Origin of the sequence: Streptomyces sp. NPDC007808, assembly GCF_042868655.1 — a bacterium.
Classification (GTDB): Bacteria; Actinomycetota; Actinomycetes; order Streptomycetales; family Streptomycetaceae; genus Streptomyces.
This window is the reverse complement of sequence record NZ_JBIAEQ010000002.1, coordinates 1,107,059-1,128,851: the sequence shown is the minus strand read 5'-3', so window position 1 is coordinate 1,128,851 and position 21,793 is coordinate 1,107,059. Positions and strand designations below refer to the sequence as shown.

General features: G+C 69.0%; 26 protein-coding genes, 1 tRNA gene and 1 riboswitch. Of the genes, 17 read left to right on the top strand and 10 right to left on the bottom strand.

Annotated features, from left to right (window positions below; all coding sequences use genetic code 11):
• Nucleotides 1-294: 294 nt before the first annotated feature.
• Nucleotides 295-885 carry an isochorismatase family protein gene (locus ACFYNL_RS11430; RefSeq protein ID WP_388800259.1) on the bottom strand — a complete coding sequence of 197 codons (591 nt, stop codon included), beginning with the start codon at nt 883-885 and terminating at the stop codon, nt 295-297.
• 136 nt (nt 886-1,021) lie between these two features.
• The gene (locus ACFYNL_RS11425) at nt 1,022-2,380 is read right to left on the bottom strand and encodes a nicotinate phosphoribosyltransferase (protein ID WP_388800256.1); all 1,359 of its coding nucleotides are present in this window, start codon (nt 2,378-2,380) and stop codon (nt 1,022-1,024) included.
• Nucleotides 2,381-2,498: 118 nt separating this feature from the next.
• Here ACFYNL_RS11425 and clpS point away from each other — a divergent pair, with 118 nt between their 5' ends.
• The 7 genes from clpS (at nt 2,499) to ACFYNL_RS11390 (ending at nt 7,436) form a co-directional block, all read left to right on the top strand.
• Nucleotides 2,499-2,816 carry an ATP-dependent Clp protease adapter ClpS gene (clpS, locus tag ACFYNL_RS11420; RefSeq protein ID WP_388800254.1) on the top strand — a complete coding sequence of 106 codons (318 nt, stop codon included), beginning with the start codon at nt 2,499-2,501 and terminating at the stop codon, nt 2,814-2,816.
• Nucleotides 2,817-2,857: 41 nt separating this feature from the next.
• Entirely contained in the window at nt 2,858-3,466 is a 609-nt protein-coding gene (locus ACFYNL_RS11415) for a DUF2017 domain-containing protein (protein ID WP_388800251.1), read from the top strand.
• Nucleotides 3,467-3,829: 363 nt separating this feature from the next.
• On the top strand, nt 3,830-5,269 hold the full coding sequence (locus ACFYNL_RS11410) for an amino acid permease (protein WP_388800249.1): 1,440 nt from the start codon (nt 3,830-3,832) through the stop codon (nt 5,267-5,269).
• A 159-nt stretch (nt 5,270-5,428) separates the two neighbouring features.
• Nucleotides 5,429-5,851: a Mov34/MPN/PAD-1 family protein gene (locus ACFYNL_RS11405; protein ID WP_030945922.1), complete on the top strand. Its 423-nt coding sequence runs from the start codon at nt 5,429-5,431 to the stop codon at nt 5,849-5,851.
• Between the two features lie 128 nt (nt 5,852-5,979).
• A complete protein-coding gene (locus tag ACFYNL_RS11400; protein ID WP_388800245.1) occupies nt 5,980-6,075 on the top strand; it encodes a putative leader peptide in 96 nt (31 codons plus the stop codon).
• 116 nt (nt 6,076-6,191) lie between these two features.
• A complete protein-coding gene (locus ACFYNL_RS11395) occupies nt 6,192-6,470 on the top strand; it encodes a MoaD/ThiS family protein (RefSeq protein WP_019759526.1) in 279 nt (92 codons plus the stop codon).
• A 15-nt stretch (nt 6,471-6,485) separates the two neighbouring features.
• On the top strand, nt 6,486-7,436 hold the full coding sequence (locus tag ACFYNL_RS11390; RefSeq protein WP_388800241.1) for a PLP-dependent cysteine synthase family protein: 951 nt from the start codon (nt 6,486-6,488) through the stop codon (nt 7,434-7,436).
• A gap of 54 nt (nt 7,437-7,490) precedes the next feature.
• On the opposite strand, the gene ACFYNL_RS11385 is transcribed toward ACFYNL_RS11390, so the two are convergent.
• Nucleotides 7,491-7,958: a type II toxin-antitoxin system PemK/MazF family toxin gene (locus ACFYNL_RS11385; protein ID WP_388800238.1), complete on the bottom strand. Its 468-nt coding sequence runs from the start codon at nt 7,956-7,958 to the stop codon at nt 7,491-7,493.
• A 222-nt stretch (nt 7,959-8,180) separates the two neighbouring features.
• Between ACFYNL_RS11385 and ACFYNL_RS11380 the strand changes: the two genes are divergently transcribed.
• Complete coding sequence (locus tag ACFYNL_RS11380; protein WP_388800236.1) at nt 8,181-8,933, top strand: MBL fold metallo-hydrolase; 753 nt, start codon at nt 8,181-8,183, stop codon at nt 8,931-8,933.
• A gap of 84 nt (nt 8,934-9,017) precedes the next feature.
• Here ACFYNL_RS11380 and ACFYNL_RS11375 read toward each other — a convergent pair whose 3' ends face one another.
• The gene (locus ACFYNL_RS11375) at nt 9,018-10,268 is read right to left on the bottom strand and encodes a PTS transporter subunit EIIC (protein ID WP_388800233.1); all 1,251 of its coding nucleotides are present in this window, start codon (nt 10,266-10,268) and stop codon (nt 9,018-9,020) included.
• Nucleotides 10,269-10,389: 121 nt separating this feature from the next.
• Entirely contained in the window at nt 10,390-11,688 is a 1,299-nt protein-coding gene (locus ACFYNL_RS11370; protein ID WP_388800230.1) for a PTS transporter subunit EIIC, read from the bottom strand.
• Nucleotides 11,689-11,873: 185 nt separating this feature from the next.
• Between ACFYNL_RS11370 and ACFYNL_RS11365 the strand changes: the two genes are divergently transcribed.
• The 4 genes from ACFYNL_RS11365 to rdgB all read left to right on the top strand — a co-directional run bounded on the left by ACFYNL_RS11365 (nt 11,874) and on the right by rdgB (nt 14,148).
• Nucleotides 11,874-12,107, top strand: coding sequence for a PTS glucose/sucrose transporter subunit IIB (locus ACFYNL_RS11365; RefSeq protein WP_019754029.1), 234 nt, complete (start codon nt 11,874-11,876; stop codon nt 12,105-12,107).
• 103 nt (nt 12,108-12,210) lie between these two features.
• Entirely contained in the window at nt 12,211-12,948 is a 738-nt protein-coding gene (gene rph / locus ACFYNL_RS11360) for a ribonuclease PH (protein WP_388800640.1), read from the top strand.
• Nucleotides 12,949-13,095: 147 nt separating this feature from the next.
• Complete coding sequence (locus ACFYNL_RS11355) at nt 13,096-13,500, top strand: hypothetical protein (RefSeq protein WP_388800226.1); 405 nt, start codon at nt 13,096-13,098, stop codon at nt 13,498-13,500.
• A gap of 45 nt (nt 13,501-13,545) precedes the next feature.
• Nucleotides 13,546-14,148, top strand: a complete 603-nt coding sequence (rdgB, locus tag ACFYNL_RS11350) for an RdgB/HAM1 family non-canonical purine NTP pyrophosphatase (protein ID WP_388800223.1) — start codon at nt 13,546-13,548, stop codon at nt 14,146-14,148.
• Nucleotides 14,149-14,189: 41 nt separating this feature from the next.
• On the opposite strand, the gene ACFYNL_RS11345 is transcribed toward rdgB, so the two are convergent.
• From ACFYNL_RS11345 to bcp, 4 genes are all read right to left on the bottom strand, one after another.
• Nucleotides 14,190-14,272: transfer RNA gene (locus tag ACFYNL_RS11345), tRNA-Leu, on the bottom strand.
• 15 nt (nt 14,273-14,287) lie between these two features.
• Complete coding sequence (locus ACFYNL_RS11340) at nt 14,288-14,962, bottom strand: HNH endonuclease (RefSeq protein WP_388800220.1); 675 nt, start codon at nt 14,960-14,962, stop codon at nt 14,288-14,290.
• Nucleotides 14,959-15,612 (bottom strand): HNH endonuclease signature motif containing protein, encoded by a 654-nt coding sequence (locus tag ACFYNL_RS11335; RefSeq protein ID WP_388800217.1) that lies wholly within the window; start codon nt 15,610-15,612, stop codon nt 14,959-14,961. The genes ACFYNL_RS11340 and ACFYNL_RS11335 overlap by 4 nt, the downstream gene beginning before the upstream one ends.
• Before the next feature lie 139 nt (nt 15,613-15,751).
• On the bottom strand, nt 15,752-16,219 hold the full coding sequence (bcp, locus tag ACFYNL_RS11330; RefSeq protein ID WP_388800214.1) for a thioredoxin-dependent thiol peroxidase: 468 nt from the start codon (nt 16,217-16,219) through the stop codon (nt 15,752-15,754).
• Between the two features lie 95 nt (nt 16,220-16,314).
• On the opposite strand from bcp, the gene ACFYNL_RS11325 reads away from it, so the two are divergent.
• The 3 genes from ACFYNL_RS11325 (at nt 16,315) to ACFYNL_RS11315 (ending at nt 17,530) form a co-directional block, all read left to right on the top strand.
• Nucleotides 16,315-16,644: a DUF3618 domain-containing protein gene (locus tag ACFYNL_RS11325; protein ID WP_388800211.1), complete on the top strand. Its 330-nt coding sequence runs from the start codon at nt 16,315-16,317 to the stop codon at nt 16,642-16,644.
• Nucleotides 16,645-16,698: 54 nt separating this feature from the next.
• Nucleotides 16,699-17,055, top strand: coding sequence for a co-chaperone GroES (locus ACFYNL_RS11320; protein ID WP_128428777.1), 357 nt, complete (start codon nt 16,699-16,701; stop codon nt 17,053-17,055).
• A gap of 49 nt (nt 17,056-17,104) precedes the next feature.
• A riboswitch (guanidine-III (ykkC-III) riboswitch) is annotated at nt 17,105-17,174 on the top strand.
• A gap of 35 nt (nt 17,175-17,209) precedes the next feature.
• The gene (locus ACFYNL_RS11315) at nt 17,210-17,530 is read left to right on the top strand and encodes a DMT family transporter (RefSeq protein ID WP_388800208.1); all 321 of its coding nucleotides are present in this window, start codon (nt 17,210-17,212) and stop codon (nt 17,528-17,530) included.
• Between the two features lie 33 nt (nt 17,531-17,563).
• On the opposite strand, the gene ACFYNL_RS11310 is transcribed toward ACFYNL_RS11315, so the two are convergent.
• Complete coding sequence (locus ACFYNL_RS11310) at nt 17,564-19,939, bottom strand: transglycosylase domain-containing protein (RefSeq protein WP_388800205.1); 2,376 nt, start codon at nt 19,937-19,939, stop codon at nt 17,564-17,566.
• Nucleotides 19,940-20,174: 235 nt separating this feature from the next.
• Between ACFYNL_RS11310 and ACFYNL_RS11305 the strand changes: the two genes are divergently transcribed.
• Nucleotides 20,175-20,975 (top strand): ABC transporter permease, encoded by an 801-nt coding sequence (locus ACFYNL_RS11305; protein ID WP_388800637.1) that lies wholly within the window; start codon nt 20,175-20,177, stop codon nt 20,973-20,975.
• On the top strand, nt 20,968-21,789 hold the full coding sequence (locus ACFYNL_RS11300) for an ABC transporter permease (RefSeq protein WP_388800202.1): 822 nt from the start codon (nt 20,968-20,970) through the stop codon (nt 21,787-21,789). Before ACFYNL_RS11305 ends, ACFYNL_RS11300 begins: the two co-directional genes overlap by 8 nt.
• Nucleotides 21,790-21,793 lie beyond the last annotated feature (4 nt).

Genomic DNA, 21,793 nt, shown 5'->3' with positions numbered 1-21,793 from the left:
CGGACGCACCGTCACCCGCCCACGGCGATGCGCGCCGGCGTCGCGGGGCGCCGGGCTCGCCTGCGCGGCGAGGACCCGATCACGCCCTCAGGGGCGCGGGGGAACTGCGTGACCAGCCACGACGCACCGTCACCCGCCCACGGCGATGCGCGCCGGCGTCGCGGGGCGCCGGGCTCGCCTGCGCGGCGAGGACCCGATCACGCCCTCAGGGGCGCGGGGAACTGCGCGACCAGCCACGACGGCGCCGCGGCCGGTCGACGGCACATCGCGACACCCAGCGGAGCGCAGAGGCGTCTACGCGACGACCGGCTTCCCGGTCAGTTCCACGCCCGCCTCGCGCAGCTCCTCCAGGGCCCGCTCCGTGGTCTCCGTGGCCACCCCGGCCGTCAGGTCCAGCAGGACCTGCGCACGGAAGCCCTCCCGCACCGCGTCCAGCGCGGTCGCGCGCACGCAGTGGTCCGTGGCGATGCCCACCACGTCCACCTCCGAGACCTCCCTGGCCCGCAGCCAGTCGCCCAGCTTCACGCCGTGCTCGTCGGCGCCCTCGAACCCGCTGTACGCCGCCGCGTACGCCCCCTTGTCGAAGACGGCGTCGACCGCGCCGGAGGCGACCGCGGGGGCGAAGTTCGGGTGGAAGCCGACACCCTCGGTGCCCGCGACGCAGTGCGCCGGCCAGGAGTGCGCGTAGTCGGGGTTGGTGGAGAAGTGCCCGCCGGGCGCGATGTGGTGGTCACGGGTGGCCACGACGTGCTGGTAGCCGGACCCGGCCGCCTGCCCGATCAGCTCGGTGACGGCGGCGGCCACGTCGGCACCGCCGGCCACCGCGAGGCTGCCCCCCTCGCAGAAGTCGTTCTGCACGTCTACGACGATCAAGGCGCGGCGCATGGTCGGTGTCCTTCGGTTATGGACGCGGAGGTCGGGACGGTGAAAGGGTGCGGGCCCGGCCGTGAACTTCCGAGCCTAGAGACTTCCCGTTCGGTGCGGGAGGGGGCATGGGGTGAGCATGCCGGGCGCGCTCGCTTCACGCCCCCGTCCGGCTCCCCGAGCGCCCGTTGACATACTCCGTCGGAATGACGGGTTCCCCTCGCGACAGCTGCGTCGCGGACAGCGGCAGGTTCGCCCGGGCGGCCGTGTGCCGGTCCCGTACGACGTCCAACGGCTCCCGGCCCAGCACGTCACCGCCCTTGACCAGCTCGACCAGCAGCTGCCGTTCGGCGAGCTCGGGCGGAACCGGCCCGGTGCCGATGACCTCGGCCTCCGCGACGCCGTACTCGTCGAGGCGGCGCGCGGCCCACTTGCGGCCGCCGACGGAGGTCTTGCCGCCGGTGGACTTCTTCGCCACCGCCACCATCGGCGCCCCGGGGTCGGCCGACTCGGCGCGGGCGACCAGCTTGTAGACCATCGAGCTGGTGGGGTGCCCGGACCCGGTCACCAGCTGGGTGCCGACGCCGTACGCGTCCACCGGCGCCGCCGCCAGCGAGGCGATGGCGTACTCGTCCAGGTCGGAGGTCACGATGATCTTCGTGTTCGTCGCGCCCAGCTCGTCCAGCTGCTGCCGCACCCGGTGCGCGACCAGCAGCAGGTCGCCCGAGTCGATACGGACGGCGCCCAGCTCGGGTCCGGCGACCTCCACGGCCGTACGGACCGCCTCGGCGACGTCGTAGGTGTCCACGAGCAGCGTGGTGCCGCGGCCCATGGAGTCCACCTGGGCCTGGAAGGCGTCCCGCTCGCGGTCGTGCAGCAGGGTGAAGGCGTGGGCGCTGGTGCCGACGGTGGGGATGCCGTACCGGAACCCGGCGGCCAGGTCGGAGGTGGAGGTGAAGCCGCCGAGGTAGGCGGCCCGGGAGGCGGCGACGGCGGCCAGCTCGTGGGTGCGCCGGGCGCCCATCTCGATGATCGGACGGTCACCGGCGGCCGACGCCATGCGGGAGGCGGCCGCGGCTATGGCGGAGTCGTGGTTGAGGATGGAGAGGATCACGGTCTCCAGCAGCACGCACTCGGCGAAGGTGCCCTCGACCCGCATGATCGGAGAGCCGGGGAAGTACACCTCCCCCTCGGGATAGCCCCAGATGTCGCCGGAGAAGCGATAGCCCGCGAGCCAGTGAAGGGTCTCGTCGTCGACGATCCCGCGCTCGCGCAGGAAGTCGAGGACGCCCTCGTCGAACCGGAAGTTCTCCACGGCGTCCAGCACCCGCCCGGTGCCCGCCACGACGCCGTAGCGCCGGCCGTTCGGCAGCCGCCGGGTGAAGACCTCGAACACCGACCGTCGCTCGGCGGTGCCCGCCTTCAGGGCGGCTTGCAGCATCGTGAACTCGTACTGATCCGTGAAGAGCGCCGTCGAGGGGACGTCCACCGGCAGCCCAAGGTCCGCTGTGTTCATGAGGGGGATGGTACCCCCATTTCGTCAGTCTGACGATTTCGGGGGCGGGTCGGCCGCTCCCGCCTCAACGCACGCGTTGCGCAGCCCGTTTGTGCGACCGCGCCCCTCGGGTGGCAGCATGGGCTGTGTGACGTCACCCGCTCCCCTTGAGATCGAACGCACCGAGTCGGCGGAGGAAGTCTTCGCCGTACCTGAGCCCGACGTCCCCTGGGTCACGATCGTCCACAACGACCCTGTCAACCTCATGAGCTACGTGACGTACGTCTTCCAGTCGTACTTCGGCTACTCCAAGGACAAGGCCACCAAGCTCATGCTCGATGTCCACCACAAGGGCCGGGCGGTCGTCTCCAGCGGCACTCGTGAGGAGATGGAACGCGACGTGCAGGCCATGCACGGCTACGGCCTGTGGGCCACCCTCCAGCAGGACCGGAAATGACCCGACCCGCCTCGCAGGACCGGAAGTAGCGAATCTCCTCCATGCCAGGAACCTTCGAACCGCTCCCCGGCGGCGGCGCGGCCGTCGCCCTCGACGACGTCGAGATCTCCATCATCCGGTCGCTGGCCGTCCAGCTCCTGGAGCTCATCGGCCCCGGCCCCGCCGAGGACGCCTCCGACGACCCCCTGGCCGAGCTGTTCGCCGAGGGTCCGAGCGAGCCGCCGGCCGACCCGGTGCTCAAGCGCCTGTTCCCGGACGCCTACAGCGACCCCGAGGGCACCCCGCAGTCCGCGGAGGCCGAGGAGCAGCGGGCGTACTCCGCGGAGTTCCGTCGCTACACCGAGAACGACCTGCGCGCCGGCAAGCGCGACAAGGCGCTCGCGGTGGTCCGCTCCCTGGACGCGCTCAGCGCCGCCTCCGCGGGAGAGGGCGGCGCGGTGCTCAAGCTCTCCCCAGAGGAGTCCCGGCAGTGGCTCGGCGCCCTCAACGATCTGCGTCTGGCCATCGGCTCGCGCCTGGAGATCACCGACGAGGACGACACCGACCTGCTCTACCGGCTCCCCGACGAGGACCCGCGCAAGCCGATGGTGATGGCGTATCTGTGGCTGGGCGGGCTCCAGGAGACACTCGTCGCGACGCTGATGCCATGAATCCCGACGACTTTGTGACCACATGTGGTGATTCTGTGTTCGCTCAGAGGACGCTCAAATCCGAATAACGATCCTGTCAACGCCGTCGCCCTTTATGAGCGGCGGCGGTTTGTTTGTCCGGTTCTTCTTGTGTGATGTGCCACATGTCCCGGACCCGATCACTGTTACGGCCGTGATAAATCTTCACGACCGCCCGGCGAACACCACCCGAATGTTCGGCCGGGTGCGCCATGTGGCCGGCGGATCGCCGACCAGGCACGGGTGGGCCCCGCGGCCCGCCCAACTCCATCAATCCGGGGGGATCGAGACCCGATCCGAGGCCGACGAAAGGCCCGGGTCGGCATGGAGAAAGGCGCACTACACATGACCTCTTCGAAGGTCACTGACACGCAGGCCGCCGAAGCCCCCGAGGAGGGGTACGAGCGCGGTCTCGGCAGCCGTCAGGTCCAGATGATCGCGATCGGCGGCGCCATCGGCGTCGGCCTGTTCATGGGTGCCGGAGCGAACATCGCCAAGGCCGGCCCCAGCATCATCCTCATGTACGCCCTCGCGGGCGTCGTCATCTTCTTCATCATGCGGGCCCTGGGCGAGCTGCTCCTCTACCGGCCCGTCTCCGGCTCCTTCGCCGAGTACGCCCGCGAGTTCCTCGGTCCGTTCTTCGGCTTCGTCACGGGCTGGACGTACTGGCTCATGTGGGTGGTCACCGGCATGGCCGAGCTCACGGCCGCCGCGATCTACATCCACTTCTGGTTCCCGGAGATCCCGCAGTGGGTCAGCGCCCTGGTGTTCCTGGTGGTGCTCTTCGGCGTCAACCTGATCTCCGTCAAGATCTTCGGCGAGGTCGAGTTCTGGTTCTCGATGATCAAGGTCACGGCCATCATCGGCATGATCGTCATCGGCCTCGGCGTGCTCACCCTCGGCTTCTCCGACGCCGGTGACACCGCCACCGTCTCCAACCTCTGGGCGCACGACGGCTTCTTCCCGAACGGCATCGGCTCCAGCCTGATGACGCTCCAGGGCGTCATGTTCGCCTACCTGGCCGTCGAGCTCGTCGGCGTCACCGCGGGCGAGTCCGAGAACCCCGAGAAGACCCTGCCCAAGGCCATCAACACCCTGCCCTGGCGCATCATCGTCTTCTACGTCGGCGCGCTCCTCGTGATCCTCTCCGTCGTGAAGTGGACCGAGTTCTCCGCCGGTGAGAGCCCCTTCGTGCACGCCTTCGGCAAGATCGGCATCCCGCTCGCCGCGGGCATCGTCAACTTCGTCGTGCTCACCGCGGCCCTGTCGTCCTGCAACTCGGGCATGTACTCCACCGGCCGTATGCTGCGCGACCTGGCCTCCAACAGCGAGGCGCCGCAGGCGTTCGGCAAGCTCAACGCCCGCAAGACGCCCGCCGTCGGCATCACGGTCTCCGTGGCGCTCATGGGCATCGGCGTGGTCCTGAACTACGTCGTCCCGGAGAAGGCGTTCCTCTACGTCACCTCCGTCGCCACCGCGGCCGGCATCTGGACCTGGATGATGATCCTGGTCAGCCACATCCGCTACCGCGCGGCGGTCGATGCGGGCCGACTGCGCGCCTCGTCCTTCCCCGCCCCCGGCGGAGCGCTCTTCAGCTGGGTCGCACTCCTCTTCCTCATCGGCGTGACCTGCATGATCGCGTACGACAAGGACGCGCGGATCTGCCTGTACGTCGCGGCCGGCTGGGCCGTCGCCCTCGGCGTCGGCTGGAAGGTCCTGAAGAGCCGCAACCCGCAGCTCGCCGCTCGCGGCGGCGAGGAGCCGGAGCTCGAAAAGGTCGGCTGACCCGAGACCGTGGACGTCCAGCCGGCAGGGGGCACTCGTGGCGCCCGCTGCCGGCTGCCGCTCAGGACGTCCACACTCAGGACGCCCCCACGTCCGGCATGTGGGCCGTCCCGTACCACTCCTCGGTACGGGACGGCCCTTCTGCTTATCCTGACCGACATGCTGACCATCACCCAGGCCCTCGTCGACCAGATCGTCGCCCACGCCCGCAAGGACCACCCCGACGAGGCGTGCGGCGTCGTCGCGGGGCCGGCCGGCTCGGACCGCCCCGAGCGCTTCATCCCCATGCTGAACGCCGCCATGTCGCCCACGTTCTACGAGTTCGACTCCGGGGACCTGCTCAAGCTCTACCGCGAGATGGACGACCGCGACGAGGAGCCGGTGGTCATCTACCACTCCCACACCGCGACCGAGGCCTACCCGTCCCGCACGGACATCTCCTACGCCAACGAGCCCGGCGCCCACTACGTCCTGGTCTCCACCGCCGACACCGACGGCCTCGGCGACTTCCAGTTCCGCTCCTTCCGGATCGTCGACGGCGAGGTCACCGAGGAGGAGGTCAAGGTCGTCGAGGCCTACTGATCCACGACCCCGCGGCGGGACGCCCGTCCGAACCTTCTGAGCAGCGCGGTCTCACCCTCCGACCCGGATCCGTCCGCGATGTGGGATCGCCTTCCAGAACCCGGACCGGGAATCGATACGATGACCCCATGGTTTCCCGCGACGTGAGCGAAAAGACGCCGGGCATGATGCTCGTGGCGCGGCTGCACGTCGACCTGTGCAGGCTCGCCAGCGCCATCTGTTGACGCGACACCCTGCCGCCGTACGGCCGTGAGCCGCGGCGCTGCACACACGCACCACCCTGCTGCACTTGCGCTGCCGCGCGCCCCCGACTGACTACTCCCGACAGGAGCCCTGAGCCATGGCCATCGAGGTCCGCATCCCGACCATCCTCCGCACGTACACCGACGGTCAGAAGGCGGTGGAGGGCAGCGGTGACACCCTCGCCGACCTGTTCACCGACCTCGAAACCCGGCACACGGGCATCCAGGCCCGCATCGTCGACGGCGACCAGCTGCGCCGCTTCGTCAACGTCTACCTGAACGACGAGGACGTCCGCTTCCTCGACGGCATCAACACCAAGCTGTCGGACGGCGACAACGTCACGATCCTGCCGGCCGTGGCCGGCGGCATGGCCTGAGGGCCCTGACCTCCGATGCGTTACGACTCCCCGTTGGCCGCGGTCGGCAACACCCCGCTGGTGTGCCTGCCGCGGCTCTCGCCGTCCGCCGACGTCCGCATCTGGGCCAAGCTGGAGGACCGCAACCCCACCGGCTCGGTCAAGGACCGCCCCGCGCTGCACATGATCGAGCAGGCGGAGAAGGACGGCCGTCTCACGCCGGGCTGCACCATCCTGGAGCCCACCAGCGGCAACACCGGCATCTCGCTGGCCATGGCCGCCAAGCTCAAGGGCTACCGCATGGTGTGCGTGATGCCCGAGAACACCTCGCAGGAACGCCGTGACCTGCTCGGCATGTGGGGCGCGCAGATCATCTCCAGCCCTGCGGCGGGCGGCTCCAACACCGCCGTACGGGTCGCCAAGGAACTCGCCGCCGAGCACCCCGACTGGGTGATGCTCTACCAGTACGGCAACCCCGACAACGCCGGTGCCCACTACGCGACGACCGGCCCGGAGATCCTCGCCGACCTCCCCTCGGTCACCCACTTCGTCGCCGGCCTCGGCACCACCGGCACCCTGATGGGCGTCGGCCGCTACCTGCGCGAGCACAAGCCGGACGTCAAGATCGTCGCCGCCGAGCCGCGCTACGACGACCTCGTCTACGGCCTGCGCAACCTCGACGAGGGGTTCGTGCCCGAGCTGTACGACGCCTCCGTCCTGACGACCCGCTTCTCGGTCGGCTCGGCCGACGCGGTCACCCGCACCCGCGAGCTCCTGCAGCAGGAGGGCATCTTCGCGGGCGTCTCCACCGGAGCCGCGCTGCACGCCGCGATCGGCGTCGGCAACAAGGCGTTGAAGGCGGGTCAGTCCGCCGACATCGTGTTCGTCGTCGCCGACGGCGGCTGGAAGTACCTCTCGACCGGCGTCTACACCGCGGCGACGACGGAAGAGGCCATCGAGACGCTCCAGGGCCAGCTCTGGGCATGAGCCGGCCCTCCGGCTCGGGGGCCGCGAGGCCCTGACGGGGCGAGTGACGGCGCCCTACGTCGCGAGGTGACGGACCTGGTCCCACACGATCGGGTCCATCACCCCGACCCGCCGCCGGAAGTCCCACACCGGCACGTGGCGCAGCTCGCCCGTCTCCAGGAAGCTCGCCCGCCCCCGGGCGTCCCCGACCGAACCCGGCGGCAGCGGGATGACCCCGTGCCGCTCGTCGCGGTACTTGCTGGTGATCTTGGCGACGGTGACCTGCTGCCCGCGCACCGCGAGCACCAGACACGGCCGGTCCTTCGCACCCGGCCCGTCCTCGTACGGCACGTTCGCCCACCAGATCTCCGCGGGCTCCGGCCGACGCGCCGGAGCACGCCCCCTGGCTCGCCCCAGAGGCCGCCCGGGCGGCCGGGTCCGCCGCCCCTGCGGCCGCCGCCCGCGCCCCCACCCGTCGACGAGCGTGGCGACCAGCGCGAGCAGTACCACCGCCGCGAGCGCGAGCCACCAGGACGTGTCCATAGGGACGAAGGTACCGGCGCGCGCACACCCGCGCGCGCTTTCTCTCACGCCTCACACTCCCCGCGTCCAGCCGAACGCGTGACACCACAGGTGAGTTCGCCCACAACAGCCCTTGGCGGAGGAGCGACCGGAGGATTTGCGCCTTACGCTCGACAAACCGCACGACCCCCGACGCCAAAGTTCCCGATCCTCTCATTTTCCGCCAGCGGAGGTTTCTGTTTCATGAAGCTCACCGTCGTCGGCTGCTCGGGGTCGTTCCCGTCCGCGGAATCGGCCTGTTCGAGCTACCTCGTCGAGGCCGACGGCTTCCGGCTGCTTCTCGACCTGGGCAACGGCGCCCTCGGCGAGCTGCAGCGCCACTGCGGTCTCTACGACCTCGACGCGATCTTCCTCAGTCATCTGCACGCCGACCACTGCATCGACATGTGCGCGTACTTCGTGGCGCGCTACTACCGGCATGACGGCGGCCGCTGCGACCCCATCCCGGTCTACGGACCCGAGGGCACGGAACAGCGTCTGACCACCGCCTACGCCGACACCCCCACCGCCTCGTCCATGAGCGAGGTCTTCGACTTCCACACGGTCAAGCCGTCCACCTTCGAGATCGGCCCGTTCACGGTGCACACGGAACGCGTGGCCCATCCGGTGGAGGCGTACGGCATCCGCATCGAGCACGGCGGCAAGGTCCTGACCTACTCCGGCGACACGGGCATCAGCACCGCCCTGGACGAACTCGCCCTCGACGCCGATCTCTTCCTGTGCGAGGCAGCCTTCACGCACGGCAAGGAGGACATCCCCGACCTGCACCTCAACGGCCGCGAGGCGGGCCAGACGGCCGCCCGCGCGGGTGTCCGCCGCCTGGTCCTCACCCACATCCCGCCGTGGACCGACCCCGAGGTCAACCTGGCCGACGCGCGCGCGGTCTACGACGGTCCGGTGGAACTGGCGGCGCCGAGGCAGACGTACGAGATCTAGAGACGGACGTACGGGGTTCGGTCCCGTACGCGCGCGAAGGCCCCGGAACCATCCCGTTCCGGGGCCTTCGTCGTGCCGTGGCGATCACGCCTTGGTGAGGTCCTCGACCTCCTCCTCGGGCTCGCGGCCCGGGGTGGCCAGGTTCCACTTGGTGATGGCGAAGCGGAAGACGGAGTAGTAGACGGCGGCGAAGACCAGTCCGACCGGGATGATCATCCAGGGCTTGGTGGCCAGGCTCCAGTTGAGGAAGTAGTCGATCGCGCCGGCCGAGAAGCTGAAGCCGTGGTGGACGCCCAGGGCCCAGGTGACGGCCATCGAGAGGGCGGTCAGCACCGCGTGGATGACGTACAGCACCGGGGCGATGAACATGAACGCGAACTCGATCGGCTCGGTGATGCCGGTGACGAACGAGGTCAGCGCGAGCGACATCATCATGCCGCCGACGGCCTTGCGGCGCTCGGGGCGGGCGCAGTGCGTGATGGCCAGGGCGGCGGCCGGGAGCGCGAACATCATGATCGGGAAGAAGCCCGTCATGAACTGGCCGGCGGTCGGGTCACCGTGGAAGAAGCGCGGCAGGTCACCGTGCCAGACAGCGCCCGCGGAGTCCTTGAAGGAACCGATCTCCTGCCAGGCCACGGTGTTGACGAACTGGTGCATGCCCACCGGGAGCAGCGCGCGGTTGATGGCGCCGAAGACGGCCGCGCCCGCGGCGCCGAGGCCGGTCATCCACTCGCCGAAGCTGGTGATCACGTCACCGACGGGCTCCCAGACCAGGCCGAAGAAGACACCGACAGCGGTGCCGATGAAGGCCATGAGGATCGGGACCAGACGGCGGCCGTTGAAGAAGCCCAGCCAGTCGGGAAGCTTGGTGCGGTGGAATCGCTGCCAGGTGACGGCGGCGATCAGGCCCATCACGATGCCGCCGAGCACCTTGGGATCGTTGTACGTCGCAGCGACGTCCGCGCCCTTGGTTATCTTGGCCTCGGTGATCGGGAACGCGGTCAGCACGTTCTTGTACACCAGGAAGCCGACCAGCGCCGCCAGCGCCGTGGAGCCGTCGGCCTTCTTGGCGAAGCCGATGGCGATGCCCACGCAGAACAGCAGCGGCAGGTTGGCGAAGACGGCATCGCCGGCCGTCATGAAGACGGCGGCGACCTTGTTCCAGCCGAGACCGTCCTTGCCGAACACGTCGTCCTGGCCCAGGCGCAGCAGGATGCCCGCCGCCGGCAACACGGCAATGGGCAGCTGCAGGCTGCGGCCGACCTTCTGCAGGCCCTGGAAAAGACCGGATCCCCACTTCTTCGTGGGGGCCGCCGATGCGGTGGCGGTGCTCATAGACTTCCTCCATCGGGTGGTGGTCTACACCACTCAGTGGTGTAGACCTGTTGTAGCACGATGAAGGTGAGATAAGGAACCCGCGATTCCCAAGGGTTTTCCCGACCGTTATCAGGCCCTTTTAGATCTTTGCGACGTCCTCGACCTCGTCCTCCGGCTCCCTGCCCGGAGTCCTGAGATCGAACCTGGTGATCGCGAAACGGAAGATCCCGTAATAGACGACCGCGAAGCACAGACCGATCGGAATGATCGCCCAAGGCCGCGTCGCCAGATTCCAGTTGATGACGTAGTCGATCAGCCCGGCCGAGAAGCTGAAACCGTCGTGCACCCCGAGCCCCCACGTCACCGCCATCGACACCCCCGTCAACAGGGCGTGCACCACGTACAGAAGCGGAGCGACGAACAGGAACGAGTACTCGATCGGTTCCGTGATCCCCGTGACGAACGACGTCAGCGCCACCGACGTCATCAGCCCCCCGACCTCCTTGCGCCGACTCGGCCTGGCGCAGTGCGTGATGGCGAGGGCCGCCGCCGGCAACGCGAACATCATGATCGGGAAGAAGCCCGAGGTGAACTGACCCGCGTCCGGGTCGCCCGCGAGGAACATGTTGATGTCCCCGTGCACCACCTCCCCGTCCGGCGTGGTGTAGCTGCCGAACTGGAACCAGATCGGCACGTTCAGGAACTGATGCAGCCCCACCACCAGCAACGCGCGGTTGGCGACGCCGAACACACCCGCACCCCACGCACCCAGGTCGCTCATCCAGTCGCTGAAACTCTCCAGCGCGTCCCCGATCGGCGGCCACACCCACAGACACAACGCGGCGAACACGATCGCCACGAACGCCATGATGATCGGCACCAGCCGCCGCCCGTTGAAGAAGCCCAGCCAGTCCACCAGCCGCGTACGGTGGTAACGCTGCCAGAAGAAGGCCGCCAGCAGACCGACGACGATGCCGCCGAACACACCCGGGTTCTGATACTCGTACGCGCTCACCGTCCCGTCGGCCGCCGCACAGCCGATGTCGGTGACCTCCCTCGTCCCCGCCGGACAGTCCTCCGGGAACTCACGCAGCACGTTGTAGTAGACGAGGAACCCCACCACCGCCGCCAGCGCCGTCGAGCCGTCCGCCTTCTTCGCCATGCCGATGGCCACACCGACGCAGAACAGCAAAGGCAACCCCAACGAGCCGTCCAGCAGCGCACCACCCGCGCCGTCCATCACCTTCGCGACGTTGTCCCAGCCCAGCCCGTCGTCCCCGAACACATCCGGCTGCCCCAGCCGGTTGAGGATGCCCGCGGCCGGCAGCACGGCGATGGGAAGCTGCAGACTGCGCCCCATCTTCTGCAACCCCTGGAACGCACGGTTCCAACGGGCACGCGCGGGACTGACCGTACCGTCGGCGCTGTCGGCGCTCATCGCTTCCCTTTCCGGCTCCCCCCACCGCTGGGTTTGTCGGCCGTCCCCGTGGTGGTGTAGACCAGTCGACGGGACGGTTCCGCTGTCGTGAACGCCATCCTTCGGCAGGTACGACAGGACCGCTCGCAAAGATGGGCCAACTGTGGGTTACTGCGACAAAGCGGTTCGGATCAGGGAGAAGGAACATGGCCACCAAGGCTGAGAAGATCGTCGCCGGGCTCGGCGGCATCGACAACATCGAAGAGATCGAGGGCTGCATCACCCGACTCCGCACCGAGGTCAGCGACCCCGCACTCGTCGACGAGTCCGCCCTCAAGGCCGCCGGCGCCCACGGCGTCGTCAAAATGGGAACCGCCATCCAGGTCGTCATCGGCACCGACGCCGACCCCATCGCGGCAGAGATCGAAGACATGATGTGACGCACCCGCGTCCACAGCGGCCACACCTTCAGGCCCTGCCCGGCCCCTCCCACCACGGGAGGGGCCCTTCCCATCTGCGACTAGGCTCAACGCCATGTCCTCACTGTCTCGAATCGACGGCCGCACCCCCGAACAACTCCGCCCCGTCACCATCGAACGCGCCTGGAGCAAGCACGCCGAAGGCTCCGTCCTCGTCTCCTTCGGCGACACCAAGGTCCTGTGCACCGCCTCCTTCACCGAAGGCGTCCCGCGCTGGCGCAAAGGCAGCGGCGAGGGCTGGGTCACCGCGGAGTACGCCATGCTGCCCCGCGCCACCAACACCCGCGGCGACCGCGAATCCGTCCGAGGCAAGATCGGCGGCCGCACCCACGAGATCAGCCGCCTCATCGGCCGCTCCCTGCGCGCCGTCATCGACTACAAGGCACTCGGCGAGAACACCATCGTCCTCGACTGCGACGTCCTCCAAGCCGACGGCGGCACCCGCACCGCAGCCATCACCGGCGCCTACGTCGCCCTCGCCGACGCCGTCTCCTGGGCCCAGGCCAAAAAACTGATCAAGCCCGGCCGCAAGCCGCTCACCGGCACCGTCAGCGCCATCTCCGTCGGCATCGTCGACGGCGTCCCACTCCTCGACCTGCGCTACGAGGAAGACGTCAAGGCCGACACCGACATGAACGTCGTCTGCACCGGCGACGGCCGCTTCGTCGAGGTCCAGGGCACCGCCGAGGCCGAACCCTTCGCCCGCGAGGAACTCAACGCCCTGCTCGACCTCGCGGTCGCGGGCTGCGGGGAGCTGGCGGAACTGCAGCGCAAGGCACTTGATACCGTCCTCGAAAAGTAAAGGGCACACCAAGAACAGCTGGGGCCCCGGGCAACCGCGCCGCCCTTCCCCGCGTCACTACGGGTACGGGCGTACGGCACACCACCGTACGCCCGGCCAGTGAACAACGGGGGGCCGCAAGCCCTGGGCAGGGAGGGAACGTCAACCATGGCCACGAGCCGACGCCGCCGGAGCCGTATCGCCATAGCCGCCGCAGCCGTCGCGGCCGTCGCACTGACGGCCGGGCTGACCACCGGCTGCGACGCCGTCAGCAAGGCGATGGACTGCGTCCAGACCGCCGACGCCATCGCCGACAGCGTCACCGAACTCCAGCAGGCCGTGGACAGCGCCGCCAACGACCCGACCCAGCTCGAGGAATCGCTGACCTCCATCGACAAGAACCTCGACAAGATCGGCGACAAGACCGACAACACCGACGTCAACAAGGCGGTGGACGACCTCCAGCAGGCCGTCACCAACGTCCGCGACTCGATCAAGAACGGCGACGAGACCCCCGACATCACCCCCGTCACCAGCGCCGCCGGTGAACTCACCAAGGTCTGCACGCCGTAACACCCGGCACGGGCAAGCGGGCTGGGCGCCGGGATACTGGACCCCATGACCCGCTTGATCCTCGCCACCCGCAACGCCGGAAAGATCACCGAACTCAGGGCGATCCTCGCCGACGCAGACCTCCCTCACGAACTCGTCGGCGCGGACGCCTACCCGGACATCCCCGACGTCAAGGAAACCGGCGTCACCTTCGCCGAGAACGCCCTGCTCAAAGCGCACGCCCTCGCCAGGGCCACCGGCCTCCCGGCGGTCGCCGACGACTCCGGCCTGTGCGTCGACGTCCTGAACGGCGCCCCCGGCATCTTCTCCGCCCGCTGGGCCGGCCGACACGGTGACGACCAGGCGAACCTGAACCTCCTCCTCGCCCAGCTCTCCGACATCGACGACGCACACCGCGGCGCCCACTTCGCGTGTGCGGCCGCCCTCGCCCTGCCGGACGGCACGGAGCGGGTGGTCGAGGGGCAGTTGCGGGGCGTCCTGCGGCACGCCCCCGTCGGCACGAACGGATTCGGGTACGACCCGATCCTGCAGCCGGAGGGGGAGACGCGGACGTGCGCGGAGCTGACTGCCGAGGAGAAGAACGCGATCAGCCATCGGGGGAAGGCGTTCCGGGCGCTGGTGCCGGTGGTGCGGGAGCTGTTGGGCTGAGACGTGGAAGGGGCCGTCCAGATGGACGGCCCCTCTGCGTGTGCGGCCGATGGGAGTCGAACCCACATGGGCAAATGCCCCGAGGCACCTAAAACCTCTGCTTATACCATTCAGCAACGGCCGCGTGTGCCTGCCCATGCTACCGGGGATGCCTGCCGCTTCGGCCTCCGCCTCGGCACCACGTTGCAGTGGCGGCGTGACAGTTGGGGCACAGCATCCGCAGGTTCTCCCGCCGGTCGTCGCTCCAGTCCCCGTTGATGTGATCGATCTCCAGGGTCATGGGTTTGCCCAGCCACTCGGGCCCGACGCCGCACTCTGCGCACACTTCGGGCACACCCACCTCCTGAAGCGCACGCCGCAGCAAGTGGGTTCTCGTACGGCGTCCGCCGTCGTGTCGCACCAGGATCTCCTCGGCGCGTCTGACGGGAGTCGGGCCTGATTTTCCCCGCTGATGCGCCTGTCCCAGAAAATGGGAAGTGTCGAGACGGTCCTCTGCCACCCACTCGTGGAACAAGGCGCGCAGGCGACCATTGGAGGGTGCCATTCCCAGGGCGCGGAGGGCGCCGGCGATAGAGGTCGCCTCCGCAACGGCACGGCGCAGGTCGTCGGCAGGTGGTCGGGCGGGCGCCTTCGCTCGCCTCGCGCGCGGCATGTGCGAGACGTCGATGCCGAAGTGGTCGAAGCGCCGGAAGAGATGGCGGCGGAGCTTGCCGTAAGGCCGTGTGCCGAAGAACGCGATGACCTCGTCCATGTCCGAACACTGCGCCGCGGCCTCGGCCAACCGCTCACGGGTGTACTGCACGCCCCCGTTCATGCGGCGCCACTCCTGATGCCCGCCTTGGCGCGTCCGCGATAATTGTCCGTCGTCGAGTGGCAGTTGGGGCAGAGCAACCGCAGGTTCTCGATGCGGTTGTCTCGCCAGTTGCCGTCGATGTGATCGACCTCCAACGGGAGCGGCCGGCCTCGCCAGGACGGCTCTGTGCCGCAGAGGGAGCACCGGTCCGCAACCCCGACAGCAGTCATCGCCCACTTGAGGCGGTCGCCCGGGACGCGTCGGGCGTGACCAGCCGGCTGCTCGATCAGCAAGCCCTCCGGCGTTCGAGGGCGCCAGGGACGGTCACGCCGGGTCGGCATCCGGAAGTGCGAGGTGTCGATGCCGTATGCCTCGATCCGACGGCTGATGTGCGTGTGATGCCCGCCGACCACGTCAAGCCCGAGATGCCGCAGCACCTCGCACATGTTCGTCGAGGCCGAGACAGCGGTCTGGAGGACTTCCCTCGTCCATCTAATCCCCTCCCGCTCGAAGTGCGAGACGTCCACCCCGAGCCGCTTCATCCGCCCCAGCACGTACCGCCGCGCCGAACTTCCCGGATCCACCCCCAACCGCACACACGCCTCCGACAACGTCCGCGCCCCCCGAGCCGCCGCCTCCAGCCGCTCCTTGGTGTACGCACTGGCCCCCATCGAACCCCTCCGTTCTCGATCACCCGTTCGTGATCTCGTACGGAGTAACGAACCGCTCATCGGACGGTCACGCCCGAAAGGCGAAGCGGCCCGGGCCGGGGCACCCCGGGCCGGGCCGCTTCGAGCGGACGAGGAGGGCTCAGATGCCCAGGTCCTTGATGATCTTCGCGACGTGGCCGGTCGCCCGGACGTTGTACAGCGCCCGCTCGACCTTGCCCTCCTCGTCCACGACGATCGTGGAGCGGATGACGCCCATGTAGGTCTTGCCGTAGTTCTTCTTCTCGCCGTAGGCGCCGTAGGACTCGGTCACGGACTTCTCCGGGTCGGCGAGGAGCGTGATCTTCAGGGACTCCTTCTCGCGGAACCTGGCGAGCTTCTCCGGCTTGTCGGGGGAGATGCCGATCACGTCGTAGCCGGCGCCGGCCAGGAGCTCCAGGTTGTCCGTGAAGTCGCAGGCCTGCTTGGTGCAGCCGGGGGTGAGGGCCGCCGGGTAGAAGTACACGATGACCTTGCGGCCCTTGTGGTCCGAGAGGGACACCTCGTTGCCGTCGGCGTCGGGCAGGGTGAAGGCGGGGGCCACGTCCCCCGGCTGGAGTCGCTCGCTCATCGAACCAGCGTAACCGGGGAGCCTGACGGTGCGGTTCGCCGTGGAGCTGACAGACTGTCCGCAAACAGCATCAGCTTCACTTCGGAGGCCGAACGGTGGCGGACACGTCGGACACCAGAACACCGGCGCAGATCGAGGCGGACATCAAGGCCCGCCGCGCAGCGCTGGCCGAGACGCTCGACGAGATCGGGGTGCGGGTGCACCCGAAGACGATCGTCGGCGACGCCAAGGCCAAGGTCGTCTCGAACATCGACCACACGCTCGGACGGGCCTATGTCGGGGTCAACCGGGCCGTGAGCGATGTCAAGGCCAAGTTCACCGACGAGGAGGGCGCGCCCCGTATCGAGCGGATCGTGCCCGTGGCGCTCGTCGCGGTCGGCCTCGTGGGCCTGCTGGCCCTCGGTACCCGGCGCCGCAAGGGCTGAGTGACGGCGGACCCGGCGGCGGACGCAGGCGGCGAAGGCAGGTAGGTTCAAGGTGTGAGCGCCAACAGAAACGAGCACAGTACCCATCACGACAAGCTGCCCATCCGGATGCTGCACGACCGTGTACTCGTGCGGCAGGACACCAGCGAGGGTGAGCGGCGTTCCGGTGGCGGCATTCTGATCCCCGCCACGGCGGCCGTCGGTCGTCGGCTGGCCTGGGCGGAGGTCGTCGCGGTGGGGCAGAACGTACGGACTGTGGAGACCGGTGACCGGGTGCTGTACGACCCGGAGGACCGTGCCGAGGTCGAGGTGCGCGGGGTGGCGTACGTGCTCATGCGTGAGCGTGATCTGCATGCCGTGGCCGCCGACCGGTTCGAGGGGTCGGAGGACTCGACGGGGCTCTACCTGTAGTGCGGTGGGCGGGAGGGGCCGGTGACCAGGGTCACCGGCCCCTTCTGTCGTTCGCTTGCTAGCGTGGGAGGAGCCCGACGAGACGCGCCGTACCGGGATGCAGGAAAAGACGACGCACCCCCTTTCACGTCGATACGTCTCGGAGGTGCCCGTCGTGGCCTGGGTTCTGCTCGTCGTCGCCGGTCTGCTGGAGGTCGGCTGGTCGGTCGGCATGAAGTACACCGACGGTTTCACCCGTCTTGTCCCCAGCGTGTTCACCGGCGCCGGCATCGTCGCCAGCATGCTGCTGCTGTCCTACGCCGCGAAGTCGCTGCCCATCGGTACCGCCTATGGCGTGTGGGTGGGGATCGGGGCGGCCGGTGCGGCGGTGGTGGGCATGGTGGTGCTGGGTGAGCCGGTCACCGCGGCGCGGATCTTCTTCGTCTGTCTGCTGCTGGTCGCCGTGGTGGGGCTGAAGGCGACCAGCGGGCACTGAGCCGGCCCGGTCGTCACCGGACCGGCTCGGGCCTCACAGTCCGAGGCCCGCGGTCTGTGGTCCGCCCGTGTTGCCCGATGTTGAGCCGCCTCCGGTGTCCGTTCCGCCGGTACCGGTGTCGCCCGTACCGCCGGTGTCCGTTCCTCCGGTGTCCGTCCCGCCGGTGGTGTCGCCGGTGGTGCCGCCGCCGGTGGTGCCGCCCGTGTCAGTCCCGTCGGTGGTGCCGCCGTCGGTCGTGCCGCCGTCGGTGCCGCCGGTGTCCGTTCCGTCGGTGGTGCCGCCGTCCGTCTGGCCGGGCGTCTCACCTCCGGTCTGTCCTTCGGTGTCCTCGCCGCCGGTGGTGTCGCCGGTGGTGCCGCCGTTGTCCTGGTCGCCGCTGCCCTGGTCGCCCGGGGTGGGGTCGGTCGTCGGGTACTGGGGCACGTCGGCGCCCTCCTGGAGTTCCAGGTCGAAGTCGGTGACCGGCTTGCCCTTGAGGGCTTCCTTGGTGAACTGGGCCCAGATCGCGGTGGGCGGGCCGCTGCCGTTCATGCGCGGGAGGCCCAGCGCGCCGTACAGGGGCTTCTGGGCGGCGGTGACCGGGTCCTGGCCCATGACGGCGACGACGGTGGCGAGTTCGGGGGTGTAGCCGGCGAACCAGGCGGCCTTGTCCTCCTCGGCGGTGCCGGTCTTGCCCGCGGCCGGGCGTCCGGCGGCCTGCGCGGGGGTGCCGGTGCCGTTCTCGACGACGCTCTTGAGGACGGAGGTGGTGGTGTCGGCGGCCTCGCGGCTGATGACCTGGGAGGTCTTGCGCTTGGGCAGGTCGATGACGTCGGCGCCGTCCTTGGTGACCTTCTCGATCATGGTGTACGTGCCGTGCCTGCCGTGGTTGGCGAGGGTCGCGTAGGCCTCGGCCATGTCCAGGACGCTGGCGGTGGCGGTGCCGAGCGCGATGGACGGGTACGGGCTGAGGTCGGGGGTGGCGGCGGGCAGGCCGAGATCGACCGCGGTGTCCTTGACCCTGGCGGGGCCGACGTCGACGGCCATCTGCGCGTACACCGAGTTCACGGACTTGTCGGTGGCCGTGCGTACCGTGATGTCGCCGTAGGAGACGTCGTCCTCGTTGGCGGGGTCGTAGCCGCCGGTCCAGCCCTGGACGGGGCGCTTGTTGGTGCCGTCGTAGATCGTGTTCGGGGTGATCGGGCGGCCGTCCTGGGTGGTCGATCCGTGCTGCACGGCCGAGGTGAACACGAACGGCTTGAACGTGGAGCCCACCTGGTAGTCCCGGCGGGTGGCGTTCGGGGTGTACTGCTTGACGTAGTCGATGCCGTTGTACATCGCGACGACCTTGCCGGTCTTCGGGTCGACGGAGGCGCCGCCCGCGCGGACGTAGGTGTCGATCTTGTTGTTCTTCTTGTCCAGCTTGGACATCAGCTGGTCGTTGACCGCGTCGACGAAGGCGTTCTGCTTGTCCTTCTGCAGGGTGGTGGTGATGCGGTAGCCGCCCGCCTCCAGGTTCTCCTCCGTGGCGATCTTGTTCTCGATCAGGTGGTCCTTCACGATCCGCACGATGTAGCCGCGCTGCCCGGACAGGTTGGTGGAGGCCGTGGCCTCCTTGGGCATCGGGAACTTGATGCCGGCCCGGTCCTTCTGGGCCAGCCAGCCCTTGGTGACCATGCCGTCCAGGACGTAGTTCCAGCGGGCCAGCGCCGCGGACTTGTTCTCCGGGTGGGCGATGACGTCGTACTGGCTGGGCGCGTTGACGAGTGCGGCGAGGTAGGCGGCGCGTGCCGGGTCGAGGTCCCTGGCGTCCATGCCGTAGTAGGCCTGGGCGGCGGCCTGGATGCCGTAGGCGTTGCGGCCGAAGAAGCTGGTGTTGAGGTAGCCCTCCAGGATCTGGTCCTTGCTCTTCTCGCGGTCCAGCTTGATCGCGATGAAGAACTCCTTCACCTTGCGGGTGACGGTCTGTTCCTGGCGCAGGTAGTAGTTCTTCACGTACTGCTGGGTGATCGTGGAGCCGGACTGCTTGCCCTTGCCCAGGGCGGTGTTCCAGGCGGCGCGCACCATCGCCTTGGGGTCGACGGCGGACTCGGAGTAGAAGTCGCGGTCCTCGGCGGCCAGGATGGCGTGCTGGGCGTCCTTGGAGATCTGCGCGAGGGTGACGTTCTCGCGGTTGACCTGGCCGTCGCGGGCGATCACGGAGCCGTCCGCGTACAGGTAGACGTTGGCCTGCTTGGTGGCGAGCGCGTTGGCCGGCGGGATCTTGACCATGGAGTAGCCGAGGAAGAACAACCCGAACAGCAGCAGCGCGCCGATGACGAGGGTGCCCAGCACCGTGCGCCAGGTCGGGATGATCCGTCGCCAGCCCGTCCGTTTCGGCCGACCGGCCGTCGGGATCGGCTGCTGTGGCGGCTGCTGCTCGTCGCTCATGTCGTGCCCGAACTCCTGTTTCGCGTCGTACGTTCCCGTACGCCTCGTACGCCTACTGCGCCCCCATTGAAGACTCTCGCACCAGGCGAACCGTTCCCGGAAACCGGCGCGTGTCCGCGAAAGTGAGCAGGCTCTCCCGTCGGCGGTTTTCCGCCAGAAATCGGGTGGCCCTTCTCCTCGGCCGCGCACTAGGCTCCTGCGCTTCGGTGTCCGCGGGGCGAGGAGGGCTGTGGATGTGGGCTCGGGGCGGTTGTACCTGGCCGTCGCCGTAAGAGGGTTCAGACGGTACGCGACCTATCGGACGGCTACGGCGGCGGGGGTTTTCACCAACACCGTCTTCGGCGTGATCCTCGTGCACACCTATCTGGCGCTCTGGGACCAGAAGCCGCATCTGGGCGGGTACGACCAGGCGCAGGCCGTCACCTATGTGTGGCTGGGGCAGTGCCTGTACGCCACCCTCGCCATCCAGGGCGGTGGCGCCGAGAAGGACCTGATGGGGCGCATCCGCACCGGGGAGATCGCCGTCGACCTGTACCGGCCGGCCGATCTGCAGCTGTGGTGGCTGGCGAGCGATCTGGGGCGGGCGCTGTTCCAGTTGCTGGGGCGGGGTGTGGTGCCGTTCGCGTTCGGCGCGGTCTTCTTCCCGATGGCGTTGCCGACGGACGTGACGCTGTGGGCGGCCTGTCTGGTGGCGCTTGTGCTGGCGGCGGTCGTCAGCTTCGCGATCCGCTACCTGGTGGCGTTGAGCGCCTTCTGGCTGATGGACGGCACGGGCGTCAACCAGGCCCTGATGATCACCGGGATCTTCTTCTCCGGCATGGTGCTGCCCCTGAACGTCTTCCCGGGAGCGCTCGGTGACATCGCGCGGGTGCTGCCGTGGGCGGCGCAGATCCAGATGCCGGCGGACGTGCTGATGGGCGAGGCGGATCCGCTGCGGGCGTACGTCTTCCAGGCGTTCTGGGCGGTGGTGCTGCTGGTGGCGGGGCGGCTGCTGCAGTCGGCGGCGACGCGGCGGGTGGTGGTCCAGGGTGGCTGAGGGTGGTGTGCTGCGCGAGGGGCTGCGGGCGTACGGTCTGGTCGCCGGGATGTGGGTCCGGTCGAGCATGACCTACCGCACCTCCTTCGTGGTCACGGTGCTGGGCAACCTGCTGGTGACGGGCCTGGACTTCGTGACGATCCTGCTGATGTTCTCGCAGGTCGACTCGTTGGGCGGCTGGTCGATGCCGGAGGTCGCGCTGCTGTACGGGTTGTCGGTGACGGCGTTCGGGATCGCGGATCTGGCGCTGGGCTCGATGGACGTGCTGGGCGGCCGGATCCGGGACGGCTCGTTCGACACGCTGCTGGTGCGGCCCGCGCCGGTGCTCGCGCAGATCGGCGCGGACCATTTCGCGCTGCGCCGTCTGGGCCGGATCGTGCAGGGCGCGGTGGTGCTGGGCTGGTCGCTGGTGGCCGTCGACGTCGACTGGAGTCCGGCGAAGGTGCTGCTGGTGCCGTTGGTGGTGGTCAGCGGGGCGCTGATCTTCGCGTCGTTCTTCGTGGCGGGCGCGGCGTTCCAGATTCTGGCGCAGGACGCGGCCGAGGTGCAGAACGCGTTCACGTACGGCGGGACCACCCTGCTGCAGTACCCGCCGACCGTGTTCGGCAAGGACCTGGTGCGGGGGGTGACCTTCATGCTGCCGCTCGCCTTCGTCAACTGGGTGCCCGCCGCTTACCTGTTGGGGCGGCCGTATCCGGTCGGCCTGCCCGGGTGGACGGCATTCGCGTCACCGCTGGTGGCGCTGGGATGCTGCGTGCCGGCCGGTCTGGCGTGGCGGTCGGGGCTGAGGTCGTATCGGAGTACGGGGAGTTAGAGGG

Bases quoted from the DNA above. Each gene is read 5' to 3' on its own strand.
- ACFYNL_RS11430 (WP_388800259.1), bottom strand. From the start codon at position 885: ATGCGCCGCGCCTTGATCGTCGTAGACGTGCAGAACGACTTCTGCGAG.
- ACFYNL_RS11425 (WP_388800256.1), bottom strand. From the start codon at position 2,380: ATGAACACAGCGGACCTTGGGCTGCCGGTGGACGTCCCCTCGACGGCG.
- clpS (WP_388800254.1), top strand. From the start codon at position 2,499: ATGGGCTGTGTGACGTCACCCGCTCCCCTTGAGATCGAACGCACCGAG.
- ACFYNL_RS11415 (WP_388800251.1), top strand. From the start codon at position 2,858: ATGCCAGGAACCTTCGAACCGCTCCCCGGCGGCGGCGCGGCCGTCGCC.
- ACFYNL_RS11410 (WP_388800249.1), top strand. From the start codon at position 3,830: ATGACCTCTTCGAAGGTCACTGACACGCAGGCCGCCGAAGCCCCCGAG.
- ACFYNL_RS11405 (WP_030945922.1), top strand. From the start codon at position 5,429: ATGCTGACCATCACCCAGGCCCTCGTCGACCAGATCGTCGCCCACGCC.
- ACFYNL_RS11400 (WP_388800245.1), top strand. From the start codon at position 5,980: ATGGTTTCCCGCGACGTGAGCGAAAAGACGCCGGGCATGATGCTCGTG.
- ACFYNL_RS11395 (WP_019759526.1), top strand. From the start codon at position 6,192: ATGGCCATCGAGGTCCGCATCCCGACCATCCTCCGCACGTACACCGAC.
- ACFYNL_RS11390 (WP_388800241.1), top strand. From the start codon at position 6,486: ATGCGTTACGACTCCCCGTTGGCCGCGGTCGGCAACACCCCGCTGGTG.
- ACFYNL_RS11385 (WP_388800238.1), bottom strand. From the start codon at position 7,958: ATGGACACGTCCTGGTGGCTCGCGCTCGCGGCGGTGGTACTGCTCGCG.
- ACFYNL_RS11380 (WP_388800236.1), top strand. From the start codon at position 8,181: ATGAAGCTCACCGTCGTCGGCTGCTCGGGGTCGTTCCCGTCCGCGGAA.
- ACFYNL_RS11375 (WP_388800233.1), bottom strand. From the start codon at position 10,268: ATGAGCACCGCCACCGCATCGGCGGCCCCCACGAAGAAGTGGGGATCC.
- ACFYNL_RS11370 (WP_388800230.1), bottom strand. From the start codon at position 11,688: ATGAGCGCCGACAGCGCCGACGGTACGGTCAGTCCCGCGCGTGCCCGT.
- ACFYNL_RS11365 (WP_019754029.1), top strand. From the start codon at position 11,874: ATGGCCACCAAGGCTGAGAAGATCGTCGCCGGGCTCGGCGGCATCGAC.
- ACFYNL_RS11355 (WP_388800226.1), top strand. From the start codon at position 13,096: ATGGCCACGAGCCGACGCCGCCGGAGCCGTATCGCCATAGCCGCCGCA.
- rdgB (WP_388800223.1), top strand. From the start codon at position 13,546: ATGACCCGCTTGATCCTCGCCACCCGCAACGCCGGAAAGATCACCGAA.
- ACFYNL_RS11340 (WP_388800220.1), bottom strand. From the start codon at position 14,962: ATGAACGGGGGCGTGCAGTACACCCGTGAGCGGTTGGCCGAGGCCGCG.
- ACFYNL_RS11335 (WP_388800217.1), bottom strand. From the start codon at position 15,612: ATGGGGGCCAGTGCGTACACCAAGGAGCGGCTGGAGGCGGCGGCTCGG.
- bcp (WP_388800214.1), bottom strand. From the start codon at position 16,219: ATGAGCGAGCGACTCCAGCCGGGGGACGTGGCCCCCGCCTTCACCCTG.
- ACFYNL_RS11310 (WP_388800205.1), bottom strand. From the start codon at position 19,939: ATGAGCGACGAGCAGCAGCCGCCACAGCAGCCGATCCCGACGGCCGGT.